This window comes from Mesorhizobium sp. P2_D6, from assembly GCF_056404315.1.
In genome coordinates, this window is record NZ_JBFUEG010000004.1 from 366,485 (window position 1) to 379,017 (window position 12,533).

At 63.4% G+C, this 12,533-nt stretch carries 11 protein-coding genes and 1 pseudogene; 7 read left to right on the top strand and 5 right to left on the bottom strand.

Translation table 11 applies throughout. The features are described 5' to 3' along the window. Nucleotides 1-8 precede the first annotated feature (8 nt). Nucleotides 9-1,022, bottom strand: coding sequence for a substrate-binding domain-containing protein (locus AC1D1L_RS11405; RefSeq protein ID WP_477341294.1), 1,014 nt, complete (start codon nt 1,020-1,022; stop codon nt 9-11). A gap of 204 nt (nt 1,023-1,226) precedes the next feature. Between AC1D1L_RS11405 and AC1D1L_RS11410 the strand changes: the two genes are divergently transcribed. From AC1D1L_RS11410 to AC1D1L_RS11440, 7 genes are all read left to right on the top strand, one after another. Continuing rightward, nucleotides 1,227-3,659: a glucan 1,4-alpha-glucosidase gene (locus AC1D1L_RS11410; protein ID WP_477341296.1), complete on the top strand. Its 2,433-nt coding sequence runs from the start codon at nt 1,227-1,229 to the stop codon at nt 3,657-3,659. Between the two features lie 32 nt (nt 3,660-3,691). Then, entirely contained in the window at nt 3,692-4,705 is a 1,014-nt protein-coding gene (gnd, locus tag AC1D1L_RS11415) for a phosphogluconate dehydrogenase (NAD(+)-dependent, decarboxylating) (protein ID WP_477341298.1), read from the top strand. A gap of 22 nt (nt 4,706-4,727) precedes the next feature. Next, nucleotides 4,728-6,104, top strand: a complete 1,377-nt coding sequence (gene zwf, locus AC1D1L_RS11420; RefSeq protein WP_477341300.1) for a glucose-6-phosphate dehydrogenase — start codon at nt 4,728-4,730, stop codon at nt 6,102-6,104. A 14-nt stretch (nt 6,105-6,118) separates the two neighbouring features. Continuing rightward, the gene (locus tag AC1D1L_RS11425; RefSeq protein ID WP_477341302.1) at nt 6,119-6,823 is read left to right on the top strand and encodes an ROK family protein; all 705 of its coding nucleotides are present in this window, start codon (nt 6,119-6,121) and stop codon (nt 6,821-6,823) included. 213 nt (nt 6,824-7,036) lie between these two features. Then, on the top strand, nt 7,037-7,501 hold the full coding sequence (locus AC1D1L_RS11430) for a Ros/MucR family transcriptional regulator (RefSeq protein ID WP_352586519.1): 465 nt from the start codon (nt 7,037-7,039) through the stop codon (nt 7,499-7,501). A 390-nt stretch (nt 7,502-7,891) separates the two neighbouring features. Then, a complete protein-coding gene (locus AC1D1L_RS11435) occupies nt 7,892-8,734 on the top strand; it encodes an aminotransferase class I/II-fold pyridoxal phosphate-dependent enzyme (protein WP_477341472.1) in 843 nt (280 codons plus the stop codon). Between the two features lie 153 nt (nt 8,735-8,887). After that, nucleotides 8,888-10,129: an MFS transporter gene (locus AC1D1L_RS11440; protein WP_477341304.1), complete on the top strand. Its 1,242-nt coding sequence runs from the start codon at nt 8,888-8,890 to the stop codon at nt 10,127-10,129. 45 nt (nt 10,130-10,174) lie between these two features. Here the strand turns inward: AC1D1L_RS11440 and AC1D1L_RS11445 are convergent. The 4 genes and pseudogenes from AC1D1L_RS11445 to AC1D1L_RS11460 form a co-directional block, all read right to left on the bottom strand. After that, nucleotides 10,175-10,794 (bottom strand): annotated as a pseudogene (locus AC1D1L_RS11445) (LolA family protein); the annotation flags it as partial. Nucleotides 10,795-10,850: 56 nt separating this feature from the next. After that, complete coding sequence (locus AC1D1L_RS11450; protein ID WP_112561248.1) at nt 10,851-11,114, bottom strand: YMGG-like glycine zipper-containing protein; 264 nt, start codon at nt 11,112-11,114, stop codon at nt 10,851-10,853. Between the two features lie 186 nt (nt 11,115-11,300). After that, nucleotides 11,301-12,017, bottom strand: coding sequence for a glutamine amidotransferase (locus AC1D1L_RS11455; protein ID WP_477341307.1), 717 nt, complete (start codon nt 12,015-12,017; stop codon nt 11,301-11,303). A gap of 14 nt (nt 12,018-12,031) precedes the next feature. Continuing rightward, complete coding sequence (locus AC1D1L_RS11460) at nt 12,032-12,511, bottom strand: tellurite resistance TerB family protein (RefSeq protein WP_477341309.1); 480 nt, start codon at nt 12,509-12,511, stop codon at nt 12,032-12,034. Nucleotides 12,512-12,533: the final 22 nt, after the last annotated feature.

Here is a 12,533-nt window from a genome sequence, read left to right on the forward strand (position 1 = left end):
GACTTGCATCACTTGATGTTGGCTTTGATCGCCGCGATGGCTTCTTCCTGCGTGTATTCGTGGGTGGCGACGCCGCCTTCCTTGATCTTCGGCAGCGCGGCCTCGAAATCGTCCTGGGTGAAGGCCAGATACGGCACCAGGAGATCGTGCGGGATGTCGGTGCGGCCGTCGAGCACCTGCTGCGCCACCCAGAAGGCGAGCGTCGACACACCTGGTGCGATCGAAGCCGACCAGGTCTTGTAGCCGTCCTTCTCCTTCTGCTCCTTCCACCATTTCAGCTCGTCCTGCCGATTGCCCATGATGATGGTCGGGCGCGGCTTGCCGGCGGCGGCGAAGGCTTGCGCGGCGCCATAGCCGTCACCACCCTGGTCGACGATGCCGACGACATCCGGCAGCGACGGCAGGATGGTCGCGACCGCCTTCTGCGCCGTCGTCTGGTCCCAGTCGCCGGTCACCGAGCCGACGATCTTGAATTCGGGATGCGCGGCGACGCCTTCGAGGATGCCGGCATGGATGGCGTCGTCGATCGAAGTGCCGGCAAGGCCGCGGATTTCAAGCAGATTGCCGCCCTTGGGCTGGAACTTGGCCATCTGCTCGACTTCCTGCTTGCCCATATCCTTGAAGTCGACGACGACGCGGTAGGCGCAAGGTTCGGTGACGATGCCATCGAAAGAGACGACGACGATGCCGGCGTCGCACGCCTGCTTGATGGCGCCGTTCAGCGCATCCGGCGAGGCGGCGTTGATGACGATGGCGTCATAGCCCTGCAGGATCAGGTTCTGCACCTGCGCTGCCTGGGTCGGCACTTCCTTGTCGGCGGTGGTGAAGATGTCGGCGGCGCCAACGATCTTGTCCTCGACCGCCTTCTTGGTGACGATGCCGTAGCTGTCGAGCATCGCCTGGCGCCACGAATTGCCGGCGTAATTGTTGGAGAAGGCGATCTTCTTGCCGCTGGTGTCGGCCAGCGCCGTGCCCGAGGCGAGCATTGCCGCAAGCGCGCTCAGGACGAGCAGTTTCTTCATGTCATTATCCTCCCATGGATTGTCGGCCCCGCCGACTGTTGCTGATGATTTTGGCGTTGGCTGCCTGTTTTTTATCTATTGTCAGACAAATCCAGATGCGCCCGCTTGTCAACTGCGATCGGCCCCGCTTTGGCGATCAACTTCAGGTGCGATGATTGAAAAGCCTTCATGTGCTGGTCTAGGGAAGGGTCCAGGAGACCATGCATGGCAGCGACGCCGCCGACCCTAGCCCCCAGTGCATCCGAAAAAATGGGCGCGCCCGGAATTCCGGCGCGCTGGACGTCGAGCGCCAAGAGCGGCGTTGGCGCAGCGCTGTCGCCGGCGAGCCGCATCTGGTTCACGCTCAGCCACGGCATCGTCAACGAGGTCTATTATCCCGGCCTCGACAGCGCCTGCACGCGCGACATGGGGCTGCTGGTCACCGGCCCCGGCAGCTGGTTCTCCGAGGAGAAGCGCGACGCCACCCACGTCATCGCGCCGTTCGAGGACGGCGTGCCCGCCTACCGGCTGGTCAACACCACGCTCCGTTACCGGATCGAAAAGCGCATCCTGGCCGATCCGGCGCGCCCGGCGCTGTTGCAGGAGACCAGCTTCACGCCGCTAGAGGGCAATGCCGCCGACTACCGCGTCTACGCTCTGCTGGCGCCGCATCTCGTCAATGCCGGCATGGGCAACACCGCATGGGTCGGCGAGCACAAGGGCAAGCCGATGCTGTTCGCCTCCGGGCGCGGCACCTGCCTGGCGCTCGCCTCGTCGCTGCCCTGGGGCGACTGCTCGGCCGGTTATGTCGGCTTTTCCGACGGCTGGCAGCAGCTCAGCCGTGAGGGCCGGCTCGGCCTATCCGGCCAAAGAGCCGAGGACGGCAATGTCGCGCTGACCGGCGAGATCGGTTTTTCCTCAGGCAACAACACGGCCCTGCTGGCGCTCGGCTTCGGTTCGACCCCCGACGAAGCCGCCGAAAACGCCACCGCCAGCCTGAAGCGCGGGTTTGAGCCGGCGGCAAAGGCCTATGTCGCGAAATGGCGGAAATGGCAGGCCGGCTTGCTGCCGCTCGACCGCCATGATGCATCCGGCCTCAACACCTACCGTGTCAGCACCGCGGTGCTGGCGACGCACCTGTCGCTGGCCAGGCCAAGTGCTGCCGTCGCCAGCCTGTCGATCCCCTGGGGCTTCAGCAAGGGCGATGACGACCTCGGCGGCTATCACCTGGTCTGGCCGCGCGACCTGGTCGAGACCGCGGGCGGCTTCGTCGCCGCCGGCGACTCCGCGCAGGCGTTGCAGATCCTCACCTATCTCCGCTCGATCCAGCAACCGGACGGCCACTGGCCGCAGAATGTGTGGCTTGACGGATCGCCCTATTGGCCGGGCATCCAGATGGACGAATGTGCCTTCCCGCTGCTGCTGGCCGATGCGCTGCACCGTGCCGGACATCTGCCGCGCGCCAAACTCGCTGCTTTCATGCCGATGATCGAGAAGGCGGCGTCCTATGTCGTGCGCAACGGCCCCGTTACCGGGCAGGACCGCTGGGAAGAGGATGCCGGCTACAGTCCGTTCACGCTTGCCGTCGAGATATCGGCGCTGCTGGGCGCCGCCGATCTGTTCGAAGCCTCGGGTATGGCGGAGCCGGCTAACTATTTGCGCGAGGTCGCCGACTGCTGGAACGACCAGATCGAGCGCTGGACCTACGTCGGCGGCACGCCGGAGTGCCAGAAGGCCGGCGTCGACGGCTACTACGTCCGCATCGCGCCGGTCGACGCTTCAGGCGCCGCATCGCCGAAGGACGGCTTCGTGCCGATCAAGAACCGGCCGCCGGGCGATACCGACAAGCCCGCCGAGGCGATCGTCAGCCCGGACGCGCTAGCGCTGGTCCGCTTTGGCCTCAGAGCCGCGGATGATCCGCGCATCGTCGACACGGTCACGATCATCGACGCGCAATTGCGCTGCGACCTGCCGCAAGGACCTCTTTGGTATCGCTACACCAGCGACGGCTATGGCGAACACGCCGACGGCGCACCCTTCGATGGCACCGGCCAAGGCCGGCCGTGGCCGCTGCTCGCCGGCGAGCGCGCCCATTACGAACTGGCCGCCGGAAACAAGGACAAAGCGGCAAGCCTGCTCAAGACATTCGAGGCGTCCGCCGGGCAAGGCGGCCTGCTGCCGGAACAGGTCTGGGACGGCGCCGATTTGCCGGAACGCGAATTGTGGCTGGGCAAGCCGTCGGGCAGCGCTATGCCGCTGGTTTGGGCGCATTCCGAACACATCAAGCTGTTGCGTTCGCTGCGCGACGGCGCCGTCTTCGACATGCCGCCGCAAGGCGTCAAGCGCTACATCGAGGGCAAGACCGGTTCGCCGCTCAGGATATGGCGCTTCAACAACAAGCTGCGCACGCTGCAGGCCGGCAAGAGCCTACGCATCGAATTGCTGCAGCCGGCGCTGATCTGCTGGAGCGGCGACCATTGGCAGACCATCCACGAAATCGACACAGCCGAAAACGCTTTGGGCGTTCATCTGGCTGACTTGCCCGTGGCCGATATTCCGCCGGGTAACACCATCGTCTTCACTTTTTTCTGGCCCGACGGCGACCGTTGGGAGAATGTCGACTTCACCGTCGGCATTGAAGAACTAACTCGCCAGTAATTTTCGTTTCCTCCAGCGACTAGGACAACACCATGCAGATCGGAATGATGGGACTGGGCAGGATGGGCGCCAACATGGTGCGCCGCCTGATGCGCGACGGCCATGAATGCGTCGTCTACGACATCAACCCGGCAAGCGTTGCCGCCCTGGTCGCCGACGGCGCCATCGGCGCCGCCTCGATGGAGGAGTTCGTCGGCAAGCTGTCCAAGCCGCGCAGCGCCTGGCTGATGCTGCCGGCGGCAATCACCGGCAAGATCGCCGACCAGGTGGCAGCACTGATGGAGCCCGGCGACATCATCATCGACGGCGGCAACTCCTACTACCACGACGCCGTCGACCAGGCCGCCGAGCTGGCAGTCAAGGGCCTGCACTATGTCGATGTCGGCACCAGCGGCGGCGTCTGGGGCCTGGAGCGCGGCTACTGCCTGATGATCGGCGGCCCCGACGTTGCGGTCAAACATCTGGATCCGATCTTCGCCACGCTGGCGCCCGGCGCCGATGCCGGCGCCACGCCGGACAAGGCTGCGGGGACCGCACCCTTCGGCTATCTGCATTGCGGACCGAGCGGCGCCGGTCATTTCGTCAAGATGATCCACAACGGCATCGAATACGGCGTCATGGCCGCCTATGCCGAAGGCATGAACATCCTGAAATCGGCCAATGCCGGCAAAAGGCAGCGCACCGCGGATGCCGAGACCAGCCCGCTGGAAAACCCGCAATACTACCAGTTCGACATCGACCTGCCGCAGGTGGCCGAAGTCTGGCGCCATGGCAGCGTCATCGGCTCCTGGCTGCTCGACCTCACCGCCGGTGCGCTGAAGAGCGACCCGGGGCTTGCCCAGTTCGGTGGCCGCGTCTCTGATTCCGGCGAAGGTCGCTGGACGCTGAAGGCGGCGATCGACACTGGCGTGCCGGCGCCCGTTCTGTCCTCAGCGCTGTTCGACCGCTTCTCCTCGCAAGGCGAATCCGAATTCTCCGACAAGCTGTTGTCGGCCATGCGCTATGCCTTTGGCGGCCATGTCGAGAAACCGAAGGCCGGCAAGTGAAGCCGACAGGGGAGACGAACGCATGAGCCAGGACCGGTCAGACACGCTGGTGCTCTTCGGAGCAACCGGCGACCTCGCCCACAAGAAGATTTTTCCGGCGCTTTACCAGATGGTCGCCAAGGGTACGCTGACCGAGCCGGTGATCGGCGTTGCCTTCGATGCCTGGGACATCAAGCAGCTGCAGGCGCGAGCCCGCGACGGCATTGTCAATGCCGTTGGCAAGATCGACGAAAAGACCTTCGCCAAATTTGCCAATTTGCTGCGCTATGTCAGCGGCGACTACCGGGACGGCGCGACCTTCGCAAAGCTGAAGACCGCGCTCGGCTCGGCGCAGCGGCCGCTGCACTATATGGCCGTGCCGCCGACCATGTTCGAGACGGTGGTTCAGGGGCTGGAGCAGTCCGGTACCGCCCATGGTGCGCGTCTGATGGTGGAAAAGCCGTTCGGCCACGATCTGCAATCGGCACGCTGGCTGAACCGGGTGCTGCATCTGGTATTCGACGAGCAGTCGATCTTCCGCATCGACCATTATCTCGGCAAGGAAGCGATCCAGAACCTGCTCTATTTCCGTTTCGCCAATGCCTTCCTCGAACCGATCTGGAACCGCAACTTCGTCGAAAGCGTGCAGATCACCATGGCCGAGGATTTCGGCATCGACGGCCGCGGCAAATTCTACGACGATGTCGGCGCCATCCGCGACGTGATCGAAAACCATCTGCTCAACATCCTTTTGCTGCTCGCCATGGAGCCGCCGGTTGGCCGCTCCGCCGACGATCTGATCGACGAGAAGGTGCAGGTGCTGCGCGCCATCCGCACGCTGACCAAGGACGACGTCGTGCGCGGCCAGTTCACGGGCTATCTCACTGAGCCCGGTGTGAAGCCGAACTCGCCGGTCGAGACCTTTGCCGCGGTGCGCTTCATGGTCGACACATGGCGCTGGCGGGACGTCCCGTTCTTCATCCGCACCGGCAAGAACATGCCGGTGCACGTCACCGAAGTGATCGTGCGGCTGAAGCGGCCGCCGCTCGACGTTTTCGACCCGATCAAGCCTGACGACGCCAATTATGTCCGCTTCCGCATCGACCCCCAGGTGGCGATCTCGATCGGCGCGCAGCGCAAGGCGGCCGGCGACGACATGGTCGGCGAGCAGGTCGAACTCACCGCGCTTGACGACTCGAAGAGCGACATGCCGCCCTATGAGCGGCTGATCGGCGACGCCATGAACGGCAATGGCCAGCTGTTCACCCGCCAGGACGCAAGCGAGCTTGCCTGGCGCATCGTCGGCCCGGTGCTGGGCGACACCACACCGCCGCACATCTATGAGCCGAAGACCTGGGGCCCGGCCGACGCCATGGCCAGCTTCGGCCCGCCCAACGGCTGGATCAATCCGACCAAGTGAGCGGAGGAAACGACATGGCCAAGGCAGCCAAGCCCGCGACGGCCGGGGCCGAACCGATCGTGCTGACGATCGATGTCGGCGGCTCGCACGTCAAGATCCTGACCAGCGCCGGCGGCAAGGAGCGGCGCGCCGATTCCGGTCTCGGGCTCACGCCGCAGCAAATGATCGCCACGGTCAAGACGTTGGTCGAAGGGCTGGCCTATGATGTCATCTCGATGGGCTATCCCGGCCCGGTGAGGGAGAACAAGCCTTCGCTCGACCCCGCCAATCTCGGCAAGGGCTGGGACGGCTATGATTTCACCGCCGCCTTCGGCAAGCCGGTCAAGGTCGTTAACGATGCGCTGCTGCAGGCCATTGGCAGCTATGAGGGCGGGCGCATGCTGTTCCTCGGCCTCGGCACCGGCCTTGGAGCGGCAATGATCCTCGACAATGTCTGCCAGCCGATGGAGCTTGCCCATCTGCCCTACCGCAAGGGCCGCAGTTTCGAGGACTATGTCGGCGAGCGCGGCCTGGAGAAATTCGGCAAGAAGAAATGGCGCAAATACGTCTTCGACATCGTCGAGCGGCTGCGTGCGGCCCTGCAGCCGGACTACATCGTCATCGGCGGCGGCAATGTCGACAGACTGGATGAATTGCCCGCCAAATCCAGGCGCGGCGACAATACGCGCGCCTTCGAGGGCGGCTTTCGACTATGGCGCGACCGGGCGCTGATCGTCTGATAGTATTGAGATTCAGTATAGTTGTTCAAAATAACGTGTGACGCGACACGAAGTCATTGCGTTACGCAGATTTGGCGATTAGAGCGGTTGCACCGGATGGAATCATCTGGCGCAACCGTACAAATGCGGCAAGACAAATGACTAGAGCGGATTTCCGGCTCCGCAGGGACAGCTCCGGAAGTTTCCGCCACCCCCTAGCGACGGAGAGATAAATTGGCCGACGACAGCAACGACTCTGACAAGGACATCGACCTGCTCGAACTAACCGCCCATATCGTGTCCGCTTACGTCGAGAAGAACCGCTTGCCCGTTGCCGGCCTGAGCGATCTCATCGCCAGCGTTGCGGCGTCGATCGGCGGGCTCAGCCAGCCGCCGGCTCCGGTAGCGCCGCCGCAAATCCCGGCCGTCAATCCCAAGCGGTCGGTGACGGCGGACTACATCATCTGCCTCGAAGACGGCAAGAAGTTCAAATCGCTGAAGCGCCATCTCGGCGTTCATTTCAACCTGACGCCGGAAGCCTACCGCACCAAATGGGGCCTGCCGGCCGACTATCCGATGGTTGCCCCCAACTATGCGGCGTCGCGCTCCGAACTGGCCAAGTCGATCGGCCTCGGCCGCAAGGCCGCCGCGCCCGCGCCGGCCAAGGCGAAGGGTCGCAAAGCCAAAGTTCCGGCCTGAACATCAGCAGCTCGGCGCTGAGCCAACAGTTTGGACGACTGGAACAGAAGCCTGCCGGCGAATGAGCCTTGGCAGGCTTCGTGCTTTTATGGCTTGTACCTCGGAAATGTCAGGACTTTGGGGGAGCGGCCATGAACTACGCCAGAATGGTGATCGAGAAAGAGGCGCCGGAAGAATACGGTTACGACCGAATCCGCTACAACCTCTCCGAAAGCTCGATCTCCGACCAGAAACTCTCCGACATCGGCCTGTCGCTGCCTGACCTGACCCTGTTCTATGGCGAGCATCGCGGCGACAAGGAGCTGCGGGCGCTGATCGCGGCGCAGGATTCCGGCATTTCGCCCCGACGACGTTCTGGTCACGGCCGGTGCGGCCGGCGCGCTGTTCATCATCTCGACCTCGCTTTTGTCCGAGCGCGACCACCTCGTCGTCATCAGGCCGAACTACGCCACCAACATCGAGACCCCCAAGGCGATCGGCTGCGCCATCTCCTATGCCGATCTCGACTTCGACAACCGCTTCGCCATCGATGTCGGCCGCGTCGCGGCCCAGCTGCAACCAAACACGAAGCTGATCAGCGTCACCTGCCCGCACAACCCGACCGGCACGATGATGCGCCGGGCCGATCTCGATGCGCTCATTGCGCTGGCCGAAGCGAGCGGCTGCCATCTGCTGGTCGACGAGACCTATCGTGACCTGTCCTACGGACAGCGCCTGCCGGCAGCGGCTTCGCTCAGCCCCAAGGCGATCAGCGTGTCGTCGCTGTCGAAAGCCTTCGGCATTCCCGGCATCCGCATCGGCTGGCTGATCACGAGGGATGCCGAATTACAGGAACGCTTCCTCGCCGCCAAAGAGCAGATCGGCATTTGCGGCAGCGTCATCGACGAAGGCATTGCGCGCGGCATGCTGGAGCGCCGCGACGCCTTCCTGGCCGCACTGCTGCCCGAAATGGCCAAGCGCCGCGACATCGTCCAGGCCTGGATCGACCGCGAACCCCTGGTCGACTGGGTGCAGCCGCAAGGGGGCGTCGTCGGCTTTCCCAGGCTGAATGTCGGCTCCGACTTCGACCTCGACCGTTTCTACGTCAATCTGCTGGAAAGCCACGGCACCTATGTCGGCCCGGGCCACTGGTTCGACATGCCGAAGCGGTTTTTCCGCATCGGATTCGGCTGGCCGAAAGAGGCCGAATTGCAAGGCGGCCTCGACGCCATCTCAGCTGCGCTGAGGCAGTAACTTCGCCGCGCAATCGGGCGGATTGAACGAAAAACTCTTGATCCAGGCCCGATTATAACGCATACGCGCCCCGAACTTTCTCATTGGCCGGAACAGCGCCCATCTTTGGGAAGTGCCCCGCCGGCCAGTGCAAATCGCAACGGGGCCATATCCATGACATCCCATTCCCAGACATCGCCGGACCAGCGCTACGCCGCTTTCCGCCACCGCTCCTTCCTGAGCTATTGGGCGGCGCGTTTCCTCACCACCTTCGCTACCATGATCGTGTCCGTCGCCGTCGGCTGGCAGATCTACGATCTGACGCGCGATCCCTTCGATCTCGGCATTGTCGGCATCGTCCAGTTCCTGCCGTCGCTGCTGCTGGTGCTGGTCACCGGTGTCGTCGCCGACCGTTTTGGGCGCCGCCTGATCATGGCACTGGCCACCGTGATCGAGGCGGGCTGTGCGCTTGTTCTCCTGTACTTCACGCTGCGCGGCCTCGTCAGTCCGCTGCCGATCTTCATCGTACTGGCGCTGTTCGGCATGGCGCGCGCCTTTTACGGCCCGGCCTCATCGTCGCTGTTTGCCAATCTGGTGCCGCCTGAGGATTTCGGCAATGCGATCGCCTGGAACTCGTCGGCCTGGCAGACGGCAACCATTGTCGGCCCGATCGCCGGCGGCCTGCTCTATGGCGTCTCCGCCGAAGCCGCATACGCCACCGCCTCCGTGCTGATGCTGGTGGCTGGCCTGCTGATCTTCACCATTCCCAAGCCGGCCCAGCAAAGCGCCACCGACAAGCCGACAATGGAAACTTTGTTTGCCGGCTTCCGCTACATCTGGAGCGAGAAGATCGTGCTCGGCGCCATCTCGCTCGACCTCTTCGCCGTGCTCCTGTCCGGCGCCTCGGCGCTGCTGCCGGTCTATGCCCGCGACATTCTCGAACTCGGCCCCTGGGGCCTCGGCCTGCTGCGCTCGGCGCCGGGCATCGGCGCCATCTGTGTCGCGGTCTGGCTTGCCGGACACCCGCTGCGCGACAATGCCGGCAAGATCATGCTCGGCTTCGTCGCAGGCTTTGGCGCCTTCACCGTGCTGTTCGGCGTCTCGGCCATCACGTGGCTGTCGATCCTGGCCCTTGCCGGCCTCGGAGCCACCGACATGTTCAGCGTCTATATCAGGGAGACGCTGATCCAGCTGTGGACGCCCGACGAGGTCCGCGGCCGCGTCAACGCCGTCAACCAGGTCTTCGTCGGCGCCTCCAACGAAGTCGGCGAATTCCGCGCCGGCACCATGGCGGCGCTGATCGGCACGGTGCCGGCAGTGGTGATCGGCGGCATCGGAGCGATTGCCGTCGCCGGCCTATGGGCGGTGCTGTTTCCGCAGCTGCGCCGGGTGCGGCATCTCAACAGCCGCAACTGATCGAGCGCACCGGCTTCCACGGTCAGTCGCGCTGCCGACTATTTCGTTTTGGTATTGGTTTGCCGCATAGTCGATAGTGAAGGTACCCGCAGGAGCGCGAACGCCCTTCGTCGCGTTGGATATTGTGACTGTCGTGGTAAGGCCCCTTTCGTCAGTGAGGCTCCATCTGCGTAGATCGAGCGACTCCCTGTCAAACACCATAGTGATATTCGAATTGCCGAAGACCGACTTGTCGGCCAGCTTGACGATCACGTGGGCGCCATCGTCTCTGATGCTTTTGAGGCGATTGCCGGAAAAGTTGACCTGGTTGTCGAGGAGCAGCTTAAGCGGCGTCTTCGAAAGAGCATAAAGCCGCGATGTCTTGAGCTTGTTGTTATAGACCACCAAGGATTTTCCATCTGCAATTACGCTGATCCCTGATTGGCCTGCATAGTTGACGCGAATCTTGCCCGGCCGCTGGAAAAAAATTTCCCTTTGGTCCTTTCCGCTCTTGGGCCCGACTGGACAAAGTCCCCGGACATGGACTTTACCGATGAGAAGTGATCGGCAATCGTCTTCGCTTCTACAGGCGCGGCCGAGATCGCGGTCGTAAGTTCGACGTTTATCGCGGCAGCGCTAACAACGGCAAACCAGAAAGCCAGCAGTCTTTTGATTCTATATGCCATTCAGTTATCCTACCCCGAGCAGGCGCGTGATCTAAAGAGATCACGCGCCTTTGAGATCAGTAGCCGTCCGGGCACCGTGCAACGTACACTCGACCGTACTGATCGCGGTATCTGCACTGGCCGGCTTCGCTGGCGTGCCCGATGACCGCTCCGGCTAGCGCTCCGACCGCGCCGCCAACAACCGCTCCTTTCACCGGGTCACCGGCCACTGCTGCGCCTACAGCCGCGCCACCCAAGCCACCGACGGCAGCGCCTTGTTCGGTGCGGGAGCATGCCGCGAGCGGAACGAGTAGACTCAATATGAGCAGCGTCTTCTTCATTGGTTCTCTCCTGAGGCCATTGTTAGCCGAAGCTTAAATGCGCCACGGAGTTTTTCGATCCATCGACCCAGGCTACGGAACCCTCGCAACGTTTGCACCCGTGGGCTGCGCTCGCTTTTTCACGCCTCGGCAGACGTAAGTCGTCTTTTGGTCAAGCTCGGCCGTTCAGAGTAATTGGACTTTACTCTATCCCTCGGTAGGCTTGCCGAAAATCAGCTGCAAAAACTCGCTCAGCCAGCGCTTGAGATGCATGTCCCAGATCAGCCGGCCGCCGAGATGGTCGCGGCCGGGCTGCGCGCCGGGCAATTCGAAGCGGTGCGCGCCGCGCACCACCCAGCGCTGCATCATCAGCCGGGTCAGTTCGCCATGGAACTGGATGCCCCAGGCATTGTCGCCATAGCGAAAGGCCTGATTGGGATAGGTTTCGGCGGTCGCCAGCAGCGTCGCATCCCTGGGCAGCGAAAAGCCCTCGCGGTGGAACTGGTAGACCATGTCGGGCCAAGGTAGCAGCTTTTTGCCGGCTTCGGTCGGCCTCAGCGGATACCAGCCGATCTCGACCAGTCCTTCACCATGACCCTCGACCTTGCCGCCGAGATGGTTGGCCAGCATCTGCGCCCCAAGACAGATGCCGAGGAAGGGCCGGTTCTCGCGCAGCGGCACATTCAGCCAGTTGGTCTCGCGGCGGACGAATTCATCCTCGTCATTGGCGCTCATCGGCCCGCCGAACACCACGGCGCCGGCATGCAAATCCAGTGTTTCCGGCAGGCTGTCGCCGAGCGGCGGCCGGCGGATGTCGAGATCGAAACCTTCCTCGAGCAGCATGTGGCCGACCCGGCCGGGGCTCGAAGTCTCCTGATGCAGCACGATCAGGATTTTCGGTTTCGAGCTCGGTCTAGGCGGCATGGAGAGCTGGGATCCTATTCGTCGCTCGACGTTCCACTGGCGCCGGGCGCGGCGGCGGCCGCCTTGCGACGTGCCTCGATCCGGTCTTGGCGTTCGACGCCGATCAGTTCGGCGACGCGCCAGACCGTGTTGTCTTCCAGCTCATGCAGTTCGCCGTCGGCATAAACGATCTCCCACATCAGGCCGATGAAGGCCTTGCGCGCATCAGCATCGAGATGGCGTTTCAAGACGCTGGTAAAGGCATAGAGGTCGATCGCCTCATTGTCGGCGCGCTCGCCGGCTGCAGCCAGCGCATCGAGCTCATCGCCGCTGATCGAATAGCTCTGCGCCAACACCTGCTTTAACCGCTCCCACTCGACATCCTGGCGCACGCCGTCGGCATTCATCACATGGTAGAGCAAAGCCGAAGCGGCAACGCGCGGATCGTCGGCATTGGCGCGAGCCCCCGCGCCGGCCGGCAGGTCTTTCAGAAAGGACAGAACGCGTTCGAACATGGTGCTCACATCAGGTCAGGGT

Bases quoted from the DNA above. Each gene is read 5' to 3' on its own strand.
- AC1D1L_RS11455 (WP_477341307.1), bottom strand. From the start codon at position 12,017: ATGCCGCCTAGACCGAGCTCGAAACCGAAAATCCTGATCGTGCTGCAT.
- AC1D1L_RS11425 (WP_477341302.1), top strand. From the start codon at position 6,119: ATGGCCAAGGCAGCCAAGCCCGCGACGGCCGGGGCCGAACCGATCGTG.
- gnd (WP_477341298.1), top strand. From the start codon at position 3,692: ATGCAGATCGGAATGATGGGACTGGGCAGGATGGGCGCCAACATGGTG.
- zwf (WP_477341300.1), top strand. From the start codon at position 4,728: ATGAGCCAGGACCGGTCAGACACGCTGGTGCTCTTCGGAGCAACCGGC.
- AC1D1L_RS11440 (WP_477341304.1), top strand. From the start codon at position 8,888: ATGACATCCCATTCCCAGACATCGCCGGACCAGCGCTACGCCGCTTTC.
- AC1D1L_RS11460 (WP_477341309.1), bottom strand. From the start codon at position 12,511: ATGTTCGAACGCGTTCTGTCCTTTCTGAAAGACCTGCCGGCCGGCGCG.
- AC1D1L_RS11410 (WP_477341296.1), top strand. From the start codon at position 1,227: ATGGCAGCGACGCCGCCGACCCTAGCCCCCAGTGCATCCGAAAAAATG.
- AC1D1L_RS11405 (WP_477341294.1), bottom strand. From the start codon at position 1,022: ATGAAGAAACTGCTCGTCCTGAGCGCGCTTGCGGCAATGCTCGCCTCG.
- AC1D1L_RS11450 (WP_112561248.1), bottom strand. From the start codon at position 11,114: ATGAAGAAGACGCTGCTCATATTGAGTCTACTCGTTCCGCTCGCGGCA.